General features: G+C 62.0%; 21 protein-coding genes. 16 read left to right on the plus strand and 5 right to left on the minus strand.

The genetic code is table 11. The features are described from left to right. Positions 1 to 40 precede the first annotated feature (40 nt). The gene (gene folE, locus BW989_RS04480; protein ID WP_076586443.1) at positions 41 to 646 is read right to left on the minus strand and encodes a GTP cyclohydrolase I FolE; all 606 of its coding nucleotides are present in this window, start codon (positions 644 to 646) and stop codon (positions 41 to 43) included. Positions 647 to 771: 125 nt separating this feature from the next. On the opposite strand from folE, the gene BW989_RS04485 reads away from it, so the two are divergent. The 6 genes from BW989_RS04485 to BW989_RS04510 all read left to right on the plus strand — a co-directional run bounded on the left by BW989_RS04485 (position 772) and on the right by BW989_RS04510 (position 4,956). Next, entirely contained in the window at positions 772 to 1,557 is a 786-nt protein-coding gene (locus BW989_RS04485; RefSeq protein ID WP_076586445.1) for an ABC transporter ATP-binding protein, read from the plus strand. Next, on the plus strand, positions 1,554 to 2,306 hold the full coding sequence (locus BW989_RS04490; RefSeq protein WP_076585787.1) for an MlaE family lipid ABC transporter permease subunit: 753 nt from the start codon (positions 1,554 to 1,556) through the stop codon (positions 2,304 to 2,306). Before BW989_RS04485 ends, BW989_RS04490 begins: the two co-directional genes overlap by 4 nt. 30 nt (positions 2,307 to 2,336) lie before the next feature. Further along, positions 2,337 to 2,888 (plus strand): outer membrane lipid asymmetry maintenance protein MlaD, encoded by a 552-nt coding sequence (gene mlaD / locus BW989_RS04495; RefSeq protein WP_083688232.1) that lies wholly within the window; start codon positions 2,337 to 2,339, stop codon positions 2,886 to 2,888. Beyond that, the gene (locus BW989_RS04500) at positions 2,885 to 3,541 is read left to right on the plus strand and encodes an MlaC/ttg2D family ABC transporter substrate-binding protein (RefSeq protein ID WP_076585789.1); all 657 of its coding nucleotides are present in this window, start codon (positions 2,885 to 2,887) and stop codon (positions 3,539 to 3,541) included. The genes mlaD and BW989_RS04500 overlap by 4 nt, the downstream gene beginning before the upstream one ends. Then, positions 3,528 to 3,827: an STAS domain-containing protein gene (locus tag BW989_RS04505; protein WP_242651293.1), complete on the plus strand. Its 300-nt coding sequence runs from the start codon at positions 3,528 to 3,530 to the stop codon at positions 3,825 to 3,827. The genes BW989_RS04500 and BW989_RS04505 overlap by 14 nt, the downstream gene beginning before the upstream one ends. Positions 3,828 to 3,939: 112 nt before the next feature. Continuing rightward, on the plus strand, positions 3,940 to 4,956 hold the full coding sequence (locus BW989_RS04510) for an MlaA family lipoprotein (protein ID WP_242651296.1): 1,017 nt from the start codon (positions 3,940 to 3,942) through the stop codon (positions 4,954 to 4,956). A gap of 21 nt (positions 4,957 to 4,977) precedes the next feature. Here BW989_RS04510 and BW989_RS04515 read toward each other — a convergent pair whose 3' ends face one another. From BW989_RS04515 to BW989_RS04525, 3 genes are read right to left on the minus strand one after another with little or no spacing between them, the layout of a single operon-like run. Then, on the minus strand, positions 4,978 to 6,498 hold the full coding sequence (locus tag BW989_RS04515; RefSeq protein ID WP_076585791.1) for a DNA recombination protein RmuC: 1,521 nt from the start codon (positions 6,496 to 6,498) through the stop codon (positions 4,978 to 4,980). Between the two features lie 37 nt (positions 6,499 to 6,535). Continuing rightward, positions 6,536 to 7,243: a VIT1/CCC1 transporter family protein gene (locus tag BW989_RS04520; RefSeq protein ID WP_207551627.1), complete on the minus strand. Its 708-nt coding sequence runs from the start codon at positions 7,241 to 7,243 to the stop codon at positions 6,536 to 6,538. A gap of 12 nt (positions 7,244 to 7,255) precedes the next feature. After that, positions 7,256 to 8,437: a class I SAM-dependent rRNA methyltransferase gene (locus BW989_RS04525; protein ID WP_076585795.1), complete on the minus strand. Its 1,182-nt coding sequence runs from the start codon at positions 8,435 to 8,437 to the stop codon at positions 7,256 to 7,258. A gap of 216 nt (positions 8,438 to 8,653) precedes the next feature. Between BW989_RS04525 and BW989_RS04530 the strand changes: the two genes are divergently transcribed. The 7 genes from BW989_RS04530 to phhA all read left to right on the plus strand — a co-directional run bounded on the left by BW989_RS04530 (position 8,654) and on the right by phhA (position 14,733). Next, positions 8,654 to 9,613: a TerC family protein gene (locus BW989_RS04530; RefSeq protein ID WP_076585796.1), complete on the plus strand. Its 960-nt coding sequence runs from the start codon at positions 8,654 to 8,656 to the stop codon at positions 9,611 to 9,613. Between the two features lie 30 nt (positions 9,614 to 9,643). After that, on the plus strand, positions 9,644 to 10,429 hold the full coding sequence (locus BW989_RS04535; RefSeq protein WP_076585798.1) for a rhomboid family intramembrane serine protease: 786 nt from the start codon (positions 9,644 to 9,646) through the stop codon (positions 10,427 to 10,429). 100 nt (positions 10,430 to 10,529) lie between these two features. After that, on the plus strand, positions 10,530 to 11,564 hold the full coding sequence (locus BW989_RS04540) for a TIGR00266 family protein (protein WP_076585800.1): 1,035 nt from the start codon (positions 10,530 to 10,532) through the stop codon (positions 11,562 to 11,564). Between the two features lie 64 nt (positions 11,565 to 11,628). Then, positions 11,629 to 12,651, plus strand: a complete 1,023-nt coding sequence (locus BW989_RS04545; protein ID WP_076586451.1) for a patatin-like phospholipase family protein — start codon at positions 11,629 to 11,631, stop codon at positions 12,649 to 12,651. 22 nt (positions 12,652 to 12,673) lie between these two features. After that, positions 12,674 to 13,213, plus strand: coding sequence for a hypothetical protein (locus tag BW989_RS04550; RefSeq protein ID WP_076585802.1), 540 nt, complete (start codon positions 12,674 to 12,676; stop codon positions 13,211 to 13,213). 239 nt (positions 13,214 to 13,452) lie between these two features. Continuing rightward, a complete protein-coding gene (locus BW989_RS12395) occupies positions 13,453 to 13,785 on the plus strand; it encodes a hypothetical protein (protein ID WP_129582813.1) in 333 nt (110 codons plus the stop codon). A 57-nt stretch (positions 13,786 to 13,842) separates the two neighbouring features. Then, entirely contained in the window at positions 13,843 to 14,733 is an 891-nt protein-coding gene (phhA, locus tag BW989_RS04555) for a phenylalanine 4-monooxygenase (RefSeq protein WP_076585804.1), read from the plus strand. Positions 14,734 to 14,761: 28 nt separating this feature from the next. Here the strand turns inward: phhA and BW989_RS04560 are convergent, their stop codons facing one another. Further along, positions 14,762 to 15,508, minus strand: coding sequence for a hypothetical protein (locus tag BW989_RS04560; RefSeq protein ID WP_076585806.1), 747 nt, complete (start codon positions 15,506 to 15,508; stop codon positions 14,762 to 14,764). A gap of 116 nt (positions 15,509 to 15,624) precedes the next feature. Here BW989_RS04560 and BW989_RS04565 point away from each other — a divergent pair, with 116 nt between their 5' ends. The 3 genes from BW989_RS04565 to BW989_RS04575 are packed head-to-tail and all read left to right on the plus strand — an operon-like array spanning position 15,625 to position 19,009. Further along, positions 15,625 to 16,734 carry a sensor histidine kinase gene (locus BW989_RS04565; RefSeq protein ID WP_076585808.1) on the plus strand — a complete coding sequence of 370 codons (1,110 nt, stop codon included), beginning with the start codon at positions 15,625 to 15,627 and terminating at the stop codon, positions 16,732 to 16,734. After that, positions 16,731 to 17,369, plus strand: a complete 639-nt coding sequence (locus BW989_RS04570) for a response regulator (protein WP_076585810.1) — start codon at positions 16,731 to 16,733, stop codon at positions 17,367 to 17,369. The genes BW989_RS04565 and BW989_RS04570 overlap by 4 nt, the downstream gene beginning before the upstream one ends. Positions 17,370 to 17,410: 41 nt before the next feature. After that, positions 17,411 to 19,009, plus strand: coding sequence for a DUF389 domain-containing protein (locus tag BW989_RS04575; protein ID WP_076585812.1), 1,599 nt, complete (start codon positions 17,411 to 17,413; stop codon positions 19,007 to 19,009). Positions 19,010 to 19,061 lie beyond the last annotated feature (52 nt).

Consider the following 19,061-nt stretch of genomic DNA (forward strand, 5'->3'; position numbering starts at 1 on the left):
CGCCCATTGTTTTTGTCCGGGCGATATTGTCAAGCGGCGATCAGCGACGCCCGCCCTCGATGAAACTGAGGAATTCCTTGCGGGTGCGGGCATCTTCGCGGAATACGCCCAACATGCTGGACGTCACCATGCTCACGCCCCGCTTGTGCACGCCGCGCGTGGTCATGCACTCATGCGCACCTTCCACCACCACGGCCACGCCGGCCGGCATGAGCGCGCGCTGGATGCAATTGGCGATTTGCGCGGTCATTTTCTCCTGCACCTGGAAGCGACGTGCATACGCATCGACCACCCGGGCCAATTTGCTGATACCGACCACGCGGCCATTGGGCAGGTAGCCGACGTGCACTTTGCCGATGATCGGGGCCATGTGGTGCTCGCAGTGGCTTTCGTATTCGATGTCGCGCAGGACAATCATCTCGTCGTAACCGCCAACTTCCTCGAAGGTGCGCGATAGGTATTCGTCCGGATCGATCGCGTAGCCGCTGAACCAATCGCCATAGGCCTTGACCACACGCTTGGGCGTATCAAGCAGGCCTTCGCGGGTGGGGTCTTCGCCTGCCCATTTCAGCAGGGTACGGACCGCAGCTTCGGCCTCGGTGCGGCCGACGCCGTGGCGGCTATCGTTGTCGTCGGGTGCGTTCATGCGGGCATGGTAACGCGATGCAGGGATGCCGCATCCCCAAAGGCCATCTTGATTCCGGATCGCCATACAGGCCGCCATTCAGGTGCCATCCCCCACGCTTGCACGCTGGGGTTCTTATGACAGCCATGACACAGACTGCTGAAACTGCCGTCCACCTCGATGCCGTGCGCCTTGTGCGCGGCAATCGCACCGTGCTGGATGACATCCGACTGACGGTTCCGACCGGCAGCGTGACGGCTGTCTTGGGGCCGTCCGGCAGCGGCAAATCCACCTTGCTGGCAGCTTTGACTGGCGAATTGGTCCCGGCAACAGGTGACGTGCGCCTGTTTGGCGAAAAGGTGCCGCAGAGCAGCCGCGAGCTCTTGGCGATGCGCAAACGTTTAGGCGTGTTGCTGCAAGGCAATGGTCTGCTCACCGACCTGACCGCAGGCGAGAACGTTGCCTTGCCGCTGCGCACCCACACGGATTTGCCGAGTGACGTCATCGACGCCTTGGTCGAGATGAAGCTGCATGCCGTCGGCCTGCGCGCCGCAAAGGATTTGTATCCGCGTGAGCTCTCCGGCGGCATGGCCCGCCGCGTGGCGCTGGCCCGCGCGCTGGCGCTCGACCCGCCGCTGATGATCTACGACGAGCCGCTGACCGGCCTGGACCCGATTGCTTCCGGCGTGATCATGAGCCTGATCGCGCGGCTCAACAAAACCTTGGGCCTGACCAGCATCATCGTCACCCACCACGTGCACGAGACGCTGCCGGTCTGTGACCACGCGGTGGTGATCGCCAATGGCCGCATCGTGTTCGATGGCACGCCGGAAGAACTCGAGCGCAGCGACGATCCGCTGGTCAAACAATTCCTCGGCGGCGAGCCCGACGGTCCCATCGCCTTCGATAGCAGCGCGAGGTCCGCCGCATGAAGCACCTGACCGCCCTGATTCGCGCCATCGGCCAAGCGGGCCTGTTTTCGCTCGCCGTGTTGCGTGCGTCCAAGCCGACGCGTGATTTCTTCGCCGAGCTGACCCGCGAGATCTACAAGATCGGCGGACGTTCGCTGCCGATCATTGCGGTCGGCGGCGCGTTTGTCGGTTTGTCGGTGATCCTGCTCGGCTATCGCGCGCTCGACACCTACGGCGCCAGCAATCAGGTCAGTGCGATGCTGGGTCTTGGCCTGTATCGCGAACTCGCCCCGGTGCTGACCGCGCTCTTGTTCATCGGCCGCGCGGGTTCGTCCATCGCGGCGGAGCTCGGTCTCATGCGCGCCACCGACCAGATCACCGCGCTCGGCCTCATGGCCATCGATCCGGTCGCGAAAGTCGTCGCGCCGCGCTTCTGGGCCGCCGTGATCTGCGTGCCGCTGCTCACCGCCTTCTTCATCAGCTTCGCGATCCTCGCCAGTTGGTTCGAGGCGGTCCACATCATTGGCCTGGATGCCGGCACGTTCTGGCAGGTGATGAAGGATGCGGTCGATTTCCGTACCGACTTCCTCTCCGCGTTTCTGAAAGCTGGCGTCTTCGGTGCGATCTCGGCCTTGGTGGCGGCTTATGTCGGCTTCCATTCCGAACCCACCATCGAAGGCACGTCGGTGGCGACCACCCGCGCGGTGGTGAACGCATCGCTGCTGGTGCTGATGTTCAATTTCGTGCTCTCGGCCCTGATGTTCCGCTGAGCCTCATCGACTGTATTGCAAGGTGATCCCATGAGTATCCGTGGCCCCCGTCTCGAATTCGCCGTTGGCGCATTCCTGTTGCTCGCACTGGCGACGCTGCTGGTGTTGGCACTTGCCTCCACCAATGGCAAGTTCTCCATGGGCGGCGGCACTTATCCGCTGAAGGCGCGCTTCTCCAGCATCGGCCAGCTGCGCGCGTCCGGTCCGGTGAAGATCGGCGGCGTCACCATCGGCAATGTGGCCGACATTCAGCTGGACCCGGTTAAATACGATTCCATCGTCACCTTGGCCATCGACAACAAGTACAAGGACATGCCCGCCGACACCACCGCAGGCGTGTTCACCAGCGGCCTCTTGGGCGAGGCCTACATTGGCCTGCAACCCGGCGGTGATGTGGAAGTGCTGAAGCCAGGCGACGAAATCGCCTTCACCCAGCCGGCCGTGGATCTGTTGCAACTGGCCGGTAAATACATGTTTGGCTCGGGCGCGCCGAAGCCCGAAGAAACCCCCGCGGAAGCGGACGAAGACGCGGTCAATAACACCGCGACCCCCACCGAAATCCCCACGGAAACCACCCCATGAATCGTTTGATCCTCCCGCTCGCCATCGCCGCCTCCTTCGCGCTTGTCGCGCCTGTGCAGGCGCAGGCCGTGAAGAAGCCGGCTGCCTCCTCGCAAAGCATGGTGGGTACGCCCAGCAAGCTGGTGCTCGACAACACCACTCGCGTCTTGTCGACGTTGGAGAAGCGTCGTGCCGAGTTCACCAAGAACCGCGGCGCACTGAACGCCTTCATCAACAGTGAATTCAACCAGATGTTCGACCGCGACTATGCGGCGCGCCTGGTGCTGGGTCGCCATGCGCGCGGTGCCGCCGACGCGGATGTGAAGCTGTTCTCCGATGCCTTGGCCGAAAACCTGATGACGCGTTATGGCTCGTCTCTGCTCGACTTCAACACCGCGCTGCGCGTGCGCATCAAGTCCGAAACGGCGCTGCCAGGCAATCGTGGCGTGCGCGTGTCCAGCGAAATGCTGCGCGCCGGTGGCGAACCGATTCCGGTGGACTACCTGATGCGCAAAGTCGGCAACCAGTGGCAGGTCTTCGACGTGATGGTCGAAGGCGTGTCCTTCGTGCAGACCTTCCGCAACCAGTTCGACTCACCGTTGTCGCAGCGCGGTATCCGCGCGGTGGCTGCTGAACTCAAGACCGGTCGGATCCAGGCCAGTGCCAATCGCTGAGGCCACCACCATCGCGGTCACGCGCCGCGGTGACGCCTTGGTGTTCGACGGGGTGCTGACGCGCCCCGTCGTCGCATCCGCATGGCGGCAAGCGCAGCCCTTATTGTCCGGCGCGCGCCAGTTGGCATTGGGCGGCGTTTCGCACATCGACAGCGCGGGCTTGGCGATGCTCTCGGCACTGGCGCGCCAAGCCGGCATCGCCGATATCCAAGGCAGCCCAAACGGTTACGCCGAATTGCGCACCGCCTATCGTCTGGACGAATCACTCGCCTGCGCGGCGGGTTGATCGCCGATAATCCTCAAGCCCTGTCATCCCCACCCCCATGACCCGTCTCTTCGATCCCCGCGCGCTCGCAATTGGAATGGCCTTGCTGCTATCGGCATGCGCTGGATCACACGTGCGCGAGCAAGCGCCTGCTGCGGTCGTGTCCGGGCAGAGCACCGTTGCCACCCAGGTGACGGGCGATGAAGCGGCCGACGCCAGCACGCAAGCCGTGGTCGATGTTGCGGCGGTAGCCGCATCGACATCCGATAGCAGCAGCGCCGAAGAAATCACTGCCAAGGCCGTGGATGAAACCGCTTCCACACCTCCCGCGCAGCAGAGCGAACAAGCACCCACGTTGACCGCCGCCGAGGACGACTTCAACGCGCTCTACGGCAACCCGGAATACGACCCGGTCGCCGACTCAACCTTGCCGCCTGGCGTGGTGATGCCCTCCAGCTACGACCCGTGGGAGCCCTTCAACCGCCGCGTCCACGATCTCAACAACTTCATTGATCGCTACTTCGCCGCGCCGCTCGCGCGCCTGTACGTCAAGGCGATCCCGCGCCCGATGCGCCTCGGAGTCAGCAACTTCTTCAACAATCTGGGCCAACCGGTCGGCGCGGTGAATGCCCTGTTGCAAGGCAGGCCCAAGGACGCCGGGTTCTCCCTGCTTCGCTTCAGCGTCAACAGCACGCTGGGCGTCGGTGGTCTGTTCGATGTCGCCAGCCGGATGAAGGTGCCTTACCGCGACGAAGATTTCGGGCAAACGCTCGCCGTATGGGGCTGGCGCACTTCAAGGTATGTGGAGTTGCCGATCTTTGGGCCTCGCACCGTGCGTGACATCTTCGGCATGTTGGGCGACGCACCGCTCTCGCCGCTGCCGCATATCGGGCAGGAAAAAGCGCAAACCGCGCTGCGCACCCTGCAACTGGCCGATATTCGTTCGCGCCTGTTCTCGGTCGACCGCATGCGCGAAGGCGCGGCGGACGATTACGCGCTGTATCGCGATGCCTGGCTGCAGCGTCGCAACTATCAAATCATGAGCGGCATTCGCGACAAGCAAGAGCAGGACAGCAGCCTGCCCGATTACCTCGACGAGGAAATCGAAAATCCCGACGTGCCGATCGACGCGATCCCGATCCAGCCCTGATCGCAGGGCATTAAGAAGGGCTTAGTCTCCGCTCTTCCTTTCCGAAATCCACTGCAGCGCCTGCGTTTCGGGTTTCAGTTCTTCTACCAGCACTTTTTTACCCCGGGCGCCTAGTTCAACTAAGCGGCGCGCGCGAGGAATTACTGCTTGATTAGACTCGGTCAAACGGTTGCGGGAGCTATTGAATGCCGTTTGTGCCTCTGAAAGCTTCTTTCCTACTTGATCGAAATCCGAAAGGAAACCTTGAAGAGCATCAAGCACCTTACCCCCTGCCTCGCTGATATCAAGCGCCTGCTTCTGAATCTTGTCTCGAGTCCAGAGTCTCTCAACCACTCGCAGCACGGCCATCAAGGTATTGGGGGACGCGAAAGCAACGCGTCGCTCGAACGCGAAGCTTTGCAAATCAGCATCAGCCCCCAATGCAGCCGACAGTGCCCCCTCAATGGGTACAAAGGCCAGCGTGATGTCTAATGCACTCTCCCCCACTGACTTTGGATAATTGCGTTCGGCGAGATCTTTTACATGCTGGCGCAACGCCACTGCATGACGCCGCATGGCATCCAATTGCTCTTCAGGGGAATCGGCATTCATCGCTTCTTGCCAAGCGATCAAGTTCACTTTGCTATCAATCACAACACGGCGGTCATCAGGCAACCGCACGATGATGTCTGGCTGCAAAGTCTTGCCGTCTTCGTCCGTGCTTCGCTTTTGCCGATCATAGTGTGAACCTTCTTCCAGGCCTGAGCCACGCAAGACGTTTTCGAGCATAAGCTCGCCCCAGTCGCCGCGCACTTTTGCATTACCTTTCAAGGCGCGCGTCAAAGCATCAGCGCTACCCGCCATATTCTCGTTCAGGGTTTTCAGAGCGTTGACGGCACCGGCCAGTTCGCGACGCTCTTTTGCTTCATCTTGATAAAGCGTGTCTATCCGCTCTCTGAAGTTATTGAGTCGCTCGGAAAATGGCTTCAAGATAGTATCGAGGTCCGTTCGAGACTGCTCGGCCGCTCGCTTCGACCGCTCGTCAAAAGCCTTGCCTGCAAGTTCGGCGAATGATTCTGAGAGCCGTGCTTTTGCTTCCAGAAGGAATGCCTGCATTTCAGAATTAGCACGTGATGCATGTTGGAGATGCGCCGTGGCATCTGCATGTTCGGTTTTCAACTGCTGAAATTTCTCTCTCTGCAAATCCAGTTGCTCCTGCAACGATTTGCCGCGTGCAACTTCCGTTTGCATGGCATTTTCTTGTGCCTTGTTCTGTGCTTCAAATGTCGTGGCGGCCTGCTTCACTTCTTCGAGCTGCTGCAACGCACTATCGCGCGCCGATTCAAGCCTGGGGATGGCCTCACAACGCTCAGTCAACCTCGCAGCCTCCACTGACAGGTTAGCGTACTGCTTCTGCAATTCAGTGAATGAATGCTGCAGTTGTTGATTCTGGCTCGCTACCGCGCTCAGCGCGGAACTCGTTCGTCGCCATAGCAACAGGGTGACTACGGCCCCGGCGACGGCCAGCAGGAACAAAACAAGCATGAGGTTTTGATTGTCCATGCACCCAGTGTAGCGAGGCCGGTCTCAACGCTGGAGATCAGGCCACTTGCGCGTCAAACAAACGACCGATCAGCGAGGTCGCCCCCATCGCCAATGCGCCCCAGAACAATACGCGCGCCGCACCCTTGGCCATGGACGCACCACCCAGCCACCCGGCCATTGCGCCCAACACGCCCAACAGCACCAAAGTCATGCTGATGATCGCGATGCTGAGGCTGCTGCCGGGCCACAACCCGGCCAACAACAGCGGCGGCAACGCACCCAACGCAAATGCACCCGCCGATGACAGCGCCGCCTGCACCGGGCGCGCGCTCATGTGGCCTACGATGCCCAGCTCGTCACGCAGATGCGCACCCAGCGCGTCGTGGGCGGTCAGCTCACGCGCGACCTGCTCGGCGAGCGATTTGGACAGACCACGCTGCACATAAATATGCGTGAGCTCCCTGAACTCGGCCTCGGGCATTTCTTCCAGCTCGCGCACTTCCTTCGCCCGGTCGGCACTTTCGGTGTCGGCCTGCGAGCTCACCGAGACGTATTCGCCTGCCGCCATCGACAACGCGCCGGCGACCAATGCAGCCACACCGGTCATCAAAATCGTATGCGGGGAGGCCGATGCGGCCGCGACGCCCACCAACAGGGAGCTGGTGGATATCAGGCCGTCGTTCGCCCCCAACACCGCGGCGCGCAACCATCCAATATGTTCGCTGCGATGCCGCTCATGATGCGGGGTGGCGATGGGTTTGATCATGACAATCCGTCAGTCCAGCACCCGGCAGAACACCGCCTTGAGGTAACGCGACTCCGGCACCTGCGCCAGCCACGGATGGTCCGGACCGGCGCCGGCTACTTTAAGCACCTGCACCGTGCGTCCGGCATAGAACGCGGCGCGGCGCAGCATGTCGAGGAACTGCTCCTCGCTCACCAATCCCGTGCAGCTGAACGTGGCGAACAGGCCGCCCGGCTTCACTACGCCCAGCGCCGCCTTGTTCATGTCGAGGTATTTCTTCAGCGCCGGGATCACTTGCTCGCGGTCGCGGGTCATCTTGGCGGGGTCGAGGATGACCACATCAAATCGCTCGCCATTGGTTTGCGCGTCGCGCAACCACGGAAAGATATCCGCCTGTACGAAGCGCGGCATCGCCTTGCCATGCAGGCCGTTCAATTTCGCGTTGGCGCGCGCGATGTCGAGTACGGATGGGTCGATGTCGATGCCGACCACTTCTTCTGCGCCGCGCACTGCTGCGTACACACCAAAACCGCCGGTATTGCAGCACAGGTCCAACACACGCTTGCCTGCGCATTGGTGCGATAACCATTCGCGGTTCTCGCGCTGGTCGGCAAAAAAGCCGGTTTTGTGTGCGCCGGCAGGATCCGCATTGAACTGGATGCCGTACTCGGTGATGACCGCGGCCTCGGTGCCTTGGGTGTCGCGGTAATCGAAGCTTTCCTGCTTCTGCACGTGCTCGTCGGCAAAGCTGTGGAAGCGGCAGCCGGGAAACGCCTCGCGCAAGACATTGAAGATGATGTCGCGGTGTCGCCACGCGCCGGCGCTGAAGAAGCCGACCACCAGCAAGTCGTCATAGCGGTCGATAACCAGGCCGCTGATGCCATCGCCTTCGCTGTGGAACACGCGCCACGCGTTGGACACTTCATCCAGCTTCAACACCTCGCGGCGCAGACGAATCGCTTCGGCAATCTTGTGCGAGAACCAGTCCGCATCGATCACCACATCCGGATTGGTCTCCAAGATGCGCAACGCGATCCGCGAATGGCCGTTGTAGAAACCGGTGCCAATAAAGGCCCCGTCCACGCCGTACGCCTGCACCAGGCTGCCGGGCTTGGGCTTCTGCAGCGGCTTTTCAACCAAACGCTGGAAAATCCACGGATGCGTGGATTTCCACGCGTTCTTCAGGCGTACAACGGGCAGATCTGAGGTCATGAGACGGTGGATTTTCCGGACTGCGGCCTGCTATTGTGACCCCAGAAGGGGAGTAACTCCCAATCACGTCGTCGTCATTTCGGATCCGTCCCCGGCGTCGTGGCAGGCAGACCAGCCTGTGAGCCAGACCTTCGCCCATGCGGCTAAGGTGCGTCTTCGATCAGAAGCCCCAGAGCCGTCTCGTGCCTTGCGCACACTTTGACGGACAACGTGACTATGGAAACTATTGGTAACCCCCTACTTTGGGCCGTGTTCGGCCTGTTGGTGGTGCTTGCGCTGGTGATCGACTTGGTATTGCTGCGCCATGGCGGCCCGCACAAGGTGACCTTCAAGGAGGCCGCGTGGTGGAGCGCAGGCTGGGTGTTGCTGGCACTCGCTTTCAACGCTTGGCTGTGGTGGTACGTGGGCCAGCAATCGGACGCTGCGGAGGCTAATCGCGTCGGTCTGGAGTTCTTGACCGGCTATTTGGTGGAGAAGTCGCTGGCGGTCGACAACATCTTCGTCTTTCTGATGATCTTCACCTACTTTTCGGTGCCGGAGATCCAGCGCCAGCGCGTGCTGATCATCGGCATCCTGCTGGCCATCGTGCTGCGCGCCATCCTGATCTTCGTCGGCGCGTTGCTGCTGGCCAAATTCCACTGGATTCTGTATGTCTTCGGCGCCTTCCTGTTACTGACCGGTTACAAGATGATGCGCAGCGCCGGCCACGCCCCCGACCTGGAGCGGAACCCCGCGTTGAAATGGATGCGCCGCCACTTGCGCCTGACCCAGGATTACCAAGGGGATGCGCTTAGCGTCACCCGCGATGGCGTGCGTTGGTTGACGCCTTTGTTTGCGGTAATTGCCTTGATTGGCATTACCGATGTCATTTTCGCGGTGGATTCGATCCCGGCCATCTTCGCGATCACCGATGACCCGTTCATCGTGCTGACGTCCAACGTTTTCGCCGTGTTGGGTCTGCGCGCGATGTTCTTCCTCTTGCAGGGTATGGCGGATCGCTTCCATCTGCTCCCTTACGGCTTGGCATTGGTCCTGATGTTCATCGGCGCCAAGATGCTACTGATCGACGTCTACAAGATCCCGGTGGCCGCGTCGCTAGGCGTGGTAGCGGTAATTTTGGCGGGTGTGGTGGTGCTCAGCCTGCGCCACCCGGCCAAGGCGGATTCCTCGGGTTGAATGCCGGGCCTTTGCCACCATGTCTGCGTAATGGACCTGCCACAAGACGACATCCCCGACACCCCCGCCCAGCGCGCCCAGGATCGCAGGCGCCTCTTGCGCGCCTTCAATATGAGCTTGGCGACCGTGCTGGTGCTGACGGTGATCTTCTTCAGCCAATCGGCCTTTGATTTCCGCCAGTTCACGGTGATGCCGCATGACCTGGCGGGCCTGGTTGGCGTGATTACGGCGCCGCTCCTGCATGGCGATCTGAAGCATTTGGCGATGAACAGTATCGCCATACTGATGCTGGGCACGCTGGCCGGCAGCGTGTATCCGCGCGCCACGATCCGCGCCCTGCCCATCATGTGGGTCACGTCGGGCTTGGTCGCATGGCTCTTGGGCGGCCCAGGCGAACATCATCTCGGCGCCAGCGGCGTGACCCATGGCTTGGGCTTCCTGGTGTTCACGCTGGGACTGCTCCGGCGTGATCGTGCGGCGATTGCTGCCGGCATGCTGGCCTTTCTCTTTTATGGCGGGATGCTGCTGACCGTGCTGCCGCAGGAGCCCGGGATCAGCTGGCAATCGCATTTGGGTGGCGCGCTGGGTGGCGCGATCTCCGCCTGGTTGTTCCGCCGCGCCGATCCGATGCCGCCGCGACGCAAATACAGCTGGGAGCTGGAGGAAGAAGAAGCCGAACGCCAGGCCTTGCTGGATGCGCAGTTCGAGCCCGCGCGGCCGGAGAATGTGCCGGTGTTGTGGCATCGCGATACAGCCGCTCCCGACGATGAAAACAACGTGCTGCCGTTCCGCCGCACAACTCCGTCCGATCGATGAACGAAGCGACATCGACATGACTTCCGGCCGGTGACGGTGAGGCGCTGCTGATCGCATGCTGAGGGCCTGACAACCCGCGTCCCGATACAAGGAGTTTCCCATGTCGCAGTGGTTCTTCATCCAGCCCGGCCAGACCGAGCGCACCGGCCCGCTTGATCCCGAGGCCGCGTTCGACCATGTGAAATCCCATCCCGATGCCCTGTGCTGGCGGCAAGGCCTGTCCGGCTGGCAGCCGGCACGCGCGATGCCCGAATTTGCCGAAGCCTTCGGCGCGGGCCTGCCGGATGACCTACCGCCGATTCCTTCGGCCGCGCAGTCCTCGCGCATGGTGGCCGACGACATCGACTACCGCATCGTCGGCAACGACATGCCGTTCGTCGAGATCGAGCTGGACCCCGGCGAAAGCGCGGTCGCCGAAGCCGGCGCACTGATGTACAAGGACGCCGTTGTGCAAATGGACACGGTGTTTGGCGACGGCAGCCGCAAGGAAGGTGGCGGCAGTGGCGTGATGGATGCGATCTTCGCCGGCGCGCGCCGCGTGGTGACCGGCGAAAGCCTCTTCACCACCGTGTTCACGCACGCGGGCCAAGGCAAGGCGAAGGTGGCATTTGCCGCACCCTATCCAGGCACCGTGATCCCGCTGCGTCTGTCCGAACATGGCGGCCGCATCATCTGCCAGAAGGACAGCTTCCTCGCCGGCGCGCGCGGGGTGAAGCTGGGCATCTTCTTCCAGAAGCGCATCCTAACCGGCTTGTTCGGCGGCGAGGGCTTCATCATGCAGCAGCTCGATGGCGATGGCTGGGTGTTCGTGCATGCCGGCGGCACGCTGGTCGAACGCGAGCTGCGCGCGGGCGAGCGCATCGATGTCGATACCGGCTGCGTGGCGGCATTCGAATCCACCATCAACATGGACATCCGCCCGGTCGGCGGCATCAAGAGCATGTTGTTCGGCGGCGAAGGCGTGTTCCTCGCCACGTTGAGTGGCCCGGGCAAGGTGTGGCTGCAGTCGTTGCCGTTCTCACGCATGGCCGGTCGCATGCTGGCGGCCGCGCCGCAGGCCGGCGGCAAGAATGTCGGCGAAGGCTCGGTGCTGGGCGGCCTGGGTCGCATCCTCGACGGTGACAGCCCGTTCTGAACGCTGCGTGGCCGATGACGCGTGGCGTGGTGATCGCGCCACGCGCATCGCCGACAATGGTGCGATGGTCATGATGATGTCGCTTCGTTCTCTTTCTCTCGTTGCCGCGGCCTGCGCGCTCGCGGCATGCGGCAGTGCACCGGTCAAGACGGCTGTGCCCGCCTCGAAGCCCACCGTGCAAGCACCGCTGCCCAAGCCGAAGATCGGCCTCGCGCTCGGCGGCGGTGCGGCGAAAGGTTTTGCGCACATCGGCGTGATCAAGATGCTGGAAGCCAACGGCATCCAGGCCGATGTGGTCGCCGGCACCAGTGCGGGCAGCGTGGTCGGCGCCCTGTACGCCAGCGGGATGACCCCGTATCAATTGCAAACGCAGGCCTTCGCGCTGGATGAAACCAAGATCCGCGATGTCAGCCTGTTTTCCGGCGGCCTCGTCAAAGGCCAGAAGCTGCAGGATTACGTCAATACCCTGCTGAAGCAAAAGCCGATGCAATCGTTCAACAAACCGTTCGGCGCGGTGGCGACGGAACTTTCCACCGGCAAGCGCACGGTCTTCGTCCGCGGCAATGCGGGACAAGCGGTACGCGCCTCCAGCAGTGTTCCCGGTGTGTTTGAGCCCGTGCAAATCGGCAAGACCCGTTATGTCGATGGCGGCGTGGTCAGCCCCGTACCGGTCGATGCCGCGCGAGACCTGGGTGCGGATGTCGTTATCGCGGTGGATATCTCCAGCAAGGCGGCGGGGAACAAGCCGGGCAGCATGCTTGGCATCGTCAACCAGTCAATCACGATCATGGGCCAGAAGCTGGGCGAGCAAGAACTCGCGCGCGCGGACATCGTGATCCGCCCACGCGTCGGCAAGATTGGTTCGGCGGATTTCGAGCAAAAGAATGTCGCGATCCTGGAAGGCGAACGCGCGACCCAGGCAGCGATGCCGCAGATCAAGGCGAAGATCGCTGCTTGGCAGCGTGCGCGCGCCGCGGCCATCGCCAAGCGCACGCCGCCGCCAGCCAAACCAAAATGCGATCCCAGCTTGCTGGACAAGCTGGGCCGCTGGATTGGACGCGATAGCAGCTGCGCCGCCACTGATTGATCGGCACCCATTGGATATTGATATGAAGCTTGTCCACGCCCCTTTGCCGTTCGCCCTCGCTGCCGCACTCATCGGCTGTACACCAGCCGCCAACGATGCGGCACAAAATGCGCGCACTACTCCCCCCGCCGCTGAAACCGCATCTGCCGCCGCCAGCGCAGCCTCGCCCGCGCCGGTATCGGCTACGCCCATCGCCGAAGCACCGGGTACTAAAGCAACATCGACAGCGGTGGCTACCGCTTGCGATCAAACCATTACGTTTGCCGCAGGCAACAACGCCGCGACAGCATCTGGGAAGGTCGCCGGGCATGCTGGCTGCAGCTTTCGCATGCAAGGGCAGGCAGGTCAGCGTATCGAGGTGGTCCTGATCGGCAGCCCGTATTTGATTGCGTTGTTGTTTGCGCCAAGCGCCAAGGACACCGCTATCGCCGGCCCCTTGGACAAATTGGATGCGATGCTGCCTGAAACGGGCGAATACGAAATCCGTGTCGCCCAAGTGCGCGCCGAGGCGCGTCGCAATGCAGCGCCCAAAACATTCGAATTGAAGGTCAGTCTGCGCTGATCCGGCTCAATGGGGCTGGCAGACAGTCCAGCCCCGTTGCCGATCATGCGCGTATGACAACCGTAGCAGCGACGCCATCGCGCGCTAGCAACAATATGTTCCTTGACGCATTGCGCACATCGACTTTCGCAACGAGAAAGATCGAAACCGCCAACCCTTTTGTCTTCAGCCCTTGTCTTCACCGGTTACGAAGACGCGGCGCTGCAATATCCCCGCATCTTCAATCGTGGATGTCGCCGATGAAATTTTTTGCTGCCCTCGTTGCTGCCACGGTGATGTTGACTGCCTGCGCATCGACATCGCCCAGGCCAGATGCAAACGGCGTATTGACCTTCAGTGGCAAGGTTTCGGCCATCGATACCGGCTGTTATGTCGATGGCGTGTGCACCGCAACCGTCGATGGCGTGGTGGTCACGACGATGACCGGCGAGCGCCTCAACAACCCCGTCTGGGGTGAGCCCAACAGCCTGCCCGCGGTCGGTCAGCGCGCAGAAGTCCGTTGTTTATCGACAGGTCCGTCCAGCTGTACATTGAAGGGAAGTCGCGACTATCACCTGCGCGTCCTGCCTTGATCGTCCTGCCTTGATCCAGCGCAAGCGCGCGCTTGGCCCGCGGCGTAGAATCATTGTATGAACAGCACTCCACGCCGCGTCGAGAACATCGTCACTGACAAGGGCAAGGTCCCGGTTTACGCGACCGGCATCATCGACCAGCCGTGGGAGGGTTACAGCGAAACCGATCACGATGTCTGGCGCATGTTGTATCAACGCCAACGTGAGTTGCTGGTGGGCCGTGCGAGCGATGAGTTCCTTGTCGCGCAGGATGCAATGGGCATGACGCCCGACCGCATCCCCAAGTTTGCTGACCTCAATGCCGTGCTGAAAGCCGCGACCGGCTGGGAGATCATCGGTGTCGAAGGCTTGCTGCCGGAACTCGACTTCTTTGATCATCTCGCCAACCGCCGCTTTCCGGTGACGTGGTGGATCCGTCGCCCGGACCAACTCGATTACATCGAAGAGCCTGATCTCTTCCACGATCTGTTCGGTCACGTGCCGCTGCTCATGGTGCCGGTGTTTGCCGATTACATGGCGGCGTATGGCCGCGGCGGCGTGAAGGCACATGGCATCAACCCCGATGCACTGGTCCACCTGACGCGCCTGTACTGGTACACGGTGGAATTCGGCTTGATCCAGCAGAAAGATGGCCTGCGCATCTATGGCAGCGGCATCGTGTCATCCAAGGGCGAAAGCATTTATTCGCTGGAATCGGATTCGCCCAACCGCGTTGGCTTTGACCTTGAGCGCATCATGCGCACGCGCTATCGCATCGACAGTTACCAGAAGACCTATTTCGTCATCGATAGTTTCGAGCAATTAATGGAAGCGACCGGCCCCGACTTCACGCCGATCTACGAGCGCCTGGCCGATTTGCCCTCGTTCCCCGCAGGTGAGCTGCAGGCCGATGACCGCGTGATCCATCGCGGCAGTGGTGAAGGCTGGCCGACCGACGCGGATACCTGATCATCACCTAGCCGCAGCACGCTTAGCCCTATTGAAACCTCGCGTTGTTGCGTACTGCGCGAGGGCGGTTGTATTTGCGTCCCAGCCAGACGGCGGCGGCCATCGCCACCGCCAACGGTGCGAACCACGGAAACAGCTCGATCAGCACCGGCGGCACATCCGTCGTTGTTTTCAACCAGCGCCATACCGGTTGCATGCCGATGCCGAGAAAGGCGACATGCGTGGCGACTCCTGCGCCCAACATCCCTTGATAATGCTGCACGACGTGCCAGTTCGGCTTGCTCGGCCCGCGTTTGGCAAACCGCAGCATCTGCCAGGCATTTATGAGGGCGATCATCGAAAACCCGATGAACAACCATTGCATCTTCATCAGCCCGAGTGCCAATACCGGCAGGGCAGATAGCACGGGCAACCACAACACCAAATGCCAACCGACACGCGATGTCATCACCCGCCAGTCGCGCTTGTCGGTCACCGCACGCCACGCCAGCCAGCAGGCCTGCGCAGTCAATGGCAGCAAATAAGCGAGAAACGCACCACTAACCAGATTTTGGCGAAAGAAGACGTACTCGACCACCAAGGGGATGCCGCTGACGATTACTCCACACATCGCCAGCAAAAAAATCTTGCCGATGGTGCGATGTCGCTGGCTGCCTTTTTTCATCCCCGCGGCCGACCAGAAGGTGATGAGCGATACCGTGCCCAATAGTGCGTGTAATGCAACAAAGTAGGGATAGGCGGGCATCTCGATACGCTCCAGTGGACTGGCTCTCATCGTCCACTCCGCGCATTGCACATCACAGGCCCAACGGTCACCACCACACCCTGCCGGAAGTCACTTTCTTGCGCATGCGTCTTGCCATCGCTTGTCGCGCTCTTCAGCATGGCGTCATGCCTACGTCCTTTCGCCAACACCTGCGCGGTTTGCTGCGCCCGCTGAATCTCGCGGGCCTGTTCACGTGGGCGGCCGTGGCTTTTACCTTGCAGTACGGTCCACCGGAGGCGCTTGGCCTGCGCTGGGCCATGGCGCTCGTTTTCCTGTTCGCTTTTTTCGGCGAAGATTTTGTCCCCCGCGACTCGGCCTTGCGCCTGTTGCTGTTGATCATGCAGGCCGCGTCGGCACTAGGTTTGATCTGGCTGTCTGCCGCCAGCGGTGTTGCACCCGTGTTGCTGGTAATGCTGGTCGCAGGCCTTGCGACGTGCTGGCCGATGCGCTGGGTCGTCGTCGTCGCACTGACACTCAATCTTGCGATGTACCTGATCCTGCGCGCCAAGGATCATGACCAAGCCCTGATGATGGTACTGATCTACGTGGGCTTCCAGATGTTCGCCGGCATCACCGTGCAGGCATCACGTCGCGCCGAAGAAGCTCGCGATCGACTGGCACGTGTCAATGCAGACTTGCTTGCCACTCGCAGCCTGCTGGCCGATGCCAGTCGCGATGCCGAACGCATGCGCGTCGCTCGCGAACTACACGATGTGCTTGGCCACAAACTGACCGCCTTGCGCATCAACCTGCGCTCTCTCGCGGGCGAGCCTGGTATCTCTGGTCGCCTGAAGTTGTGCGACCAGTTGTCGGCCGAATTACTCGATGATGTGCGCGGCGTGGTGCACACGTTGCGCGATGCCGACGGACTCGACATCGCCACCTCCTTGCAAGCGCTGGCTGCACCATTTCCTGCCACGCGCCTTGACCTGCACATGGCACCAGCCGTGCGCATCAGCGATCCGTCTCTGGCAGAAACCGTGCTTCGCATCGTGCAGGAAGCCCTGACCAACACGGCGCGGCACAGTGCTGCAAAGATCTTGCGGGTTGATATGTCGATGCAAGCAAACCGTTTGCACATCGCGCTCCAGGATGACGGCAAATTGCGTGGCGCACTGCGCGAAGGAAATGGCCTAACCGGCATGCGCGAGCGCATTGAAGAGCGCAGCGGAAGCCTGTCGCTAACACGTGGCCCGCACGGCGGCCTGCGCCTCGACGTGATGTTGCCTGCATGAGTGCGACGCCCCTCTCCATAGCATTGGTCGACGACCAAGCCCTGGTGCGCGCAGGTTTGGTCGCGCTGCTGGAGCGCCAAGGTATCCAAGTCGCGTTCGAGGCTGAGAGTGGCGAAGAGTTGATCCAACACCTCGCCCGACAGCCGGTCGACCTCATCCTTTCCGACATCCGCATGCCCGGCATGGATGGCATCGCAGCGCTGCGCATGCTGCGAGCAAGCGGCAATGCCACGCCTTGCGTCTTCCTCACCACGTTTGATGACAGCGAATTACTACTCGCGGCCTGTGATGCTGGCGCACAAGGGTTTTTGCTCAAGGATGCCGCGCCGGAAGACCTGCAAGACGCCATCGTTCGCGCCGCCTCCGGCGAGTCGCTCTTGCAGCCCGTGAGCACCGCTCCGGTGCGGGCGCGGTATCGCTACCACGCAGAGGATGCCCCCCTTGCACTTTTCAGCCAGCGTGAAGTCGCCGTCCTGCGCCTGATGGCAGGCGGCTACAGCAACAAAGAAATCGCGCGCAGCCTGTTCCTGGCCGAGGGCACGGTGAAAAACTACGTTTCGGCGATCCTGGAAAAACTCGATACGCGAGACCGCACCCGCGCCGTCTTGAAGGCGATCACCTTGCGGATCATCTGACCATTGCTGCTTCTTGACGCCAGTCGCATTACCCTGCGCGGATGAACCTGAACGACCTCCCGACCCCGCGCGCCTTCTGGCGTTGGCTGCGCCAATGGCGCAAGAACGAACTCGTTGACTCGATCGACCGCGTCGCCGTGCTCAGCCACGTGGACGATGCCGGCGCACTGGGGCCGCGATTCGCCTTCATGACGCTGATGGCCTGCGGCATCGCGATGCTGGGGCTCTTGCAGAATTCAGCGGCCGTGATCATCGGCGCCATGCTGATCGCGCCGTTGATGGGGCCGATCATCGAGCTCGGCATGGGTCTGGCCACATTCGACTTCCGCACCGTACGTTCGGCGCTCAAAACGATAGGCGTCGGCATCGTGTTGGCCTTGGCGATGGCGATGATCATCGTCTGGCTGTCGCCACTCAAACAGGCGACGCCCGAGATCCTTGCGCGTACGCAGCCGACCTTCTTCGATTTGCTGGTCGCGGTGTTCTCCGGCCTTGCCGGTGCGTATGCCACCATCACGCAGAAAGGCGAGACCATCGTCGGTGTCGCCATCGCCACGGCGTTGATGCCGCCACTGGCAGTCGTGGCCTATGGCCTCGCGCTCGCGAACTGGAGCATCGTTGGCGGCGCGGGCTTGCTGCTGATGACCAACTTGCTGGCGATATCGCTCTCTGCAACGGTCGTTGCGCGCCTGTATGGCTTTGGCGGCAGCGATTCGCCCAAGCAAACCGCGTGGCAGGCCGGCCTCATCATCGGCACCTTCGTCCTGCTGTCGATTCCGCTGGGCTTGTCGCTGCGTCGGATCGCCCTGCAAACCCAGGCAGAAGTCAGCATTCGCGCTGCGCTGGATGCCGCGGCTGCCGAGTCTGGCGGGCGCGTATCGGCCTTGCGGGTGGATCCGGTCGGCAACGCCTTCACCGTGGACGCGGTGCTGATGACGCCCCGTTACGTCAATGGCCTGGATGAGCGCCTGAGCGAGATATTGACCCGCCAGCTCGATCGCAAGGTGGACGTGCAATTGCGTGAAGTGGTCACCGCCGACGACAAGAGCATCGCCAACCAACAGGCGACCTTGTCCGAACTCAGCCGCTCCATCGCGTCACTCAAACAGGCGGATGCACAGCGCGGCCAGGCCATGCAGAGCCAGCGCGAAGCCCGCTTGTCGGTGCTGGAGGCGCTGGTTTCGCGCATCGGCACACTGGAGCAACCCGCCAACGATGGGGTGATGCGCCTGCGCCTCAACCCTGGCGTCATGTCGCTGGCGCAAGCGCGCGCGTTGGAAGGCGAGTTGGCAGGTGTGGTCGGCGAATCCGCACCGCCGCCGCGCGTATTGCCGCCGCTGCAAACCCTGCCGCCCGTGCCGTGGGCGGTGGATGCCGACGGCAAGTTGCAGCCAGGGCCTTCTTCGACCTTGGCCACCCAGCTCTGGGCGATGCAGCGCTGGCAGGCAAACGGGATCGAGGTGGTCGGCATTGCCCAGGACGAAGACGCCGCCATCCAGCGCGCACGCGACGTGTCGGAGTTGGCGCGCGCCGAAGGTGTCCTGGTGACTACCGCGCGCGGTGCCAACGCCGATGATCGCCGCGCGCTTGCGGCCGATGCGCCCGCCAATGCGGTGTGGCTGCGTTTGCCCGGCAACTGAGGTTTCGCCTTCGCGTCGAGCTGGGCGACAATGGCGAGATTCCACCGGAGCT

This window comes from Solilutibacter tolerans, from assembly GCF_900155935.1.
Taxonomy (GTDB): domain Bacteria; phylum Pseudomonadota; class Gammaproteobacteria; order Xanthomonadales; family Xanthomonadaceae; genus Solilutibacter; species Solilutibacter tolerans.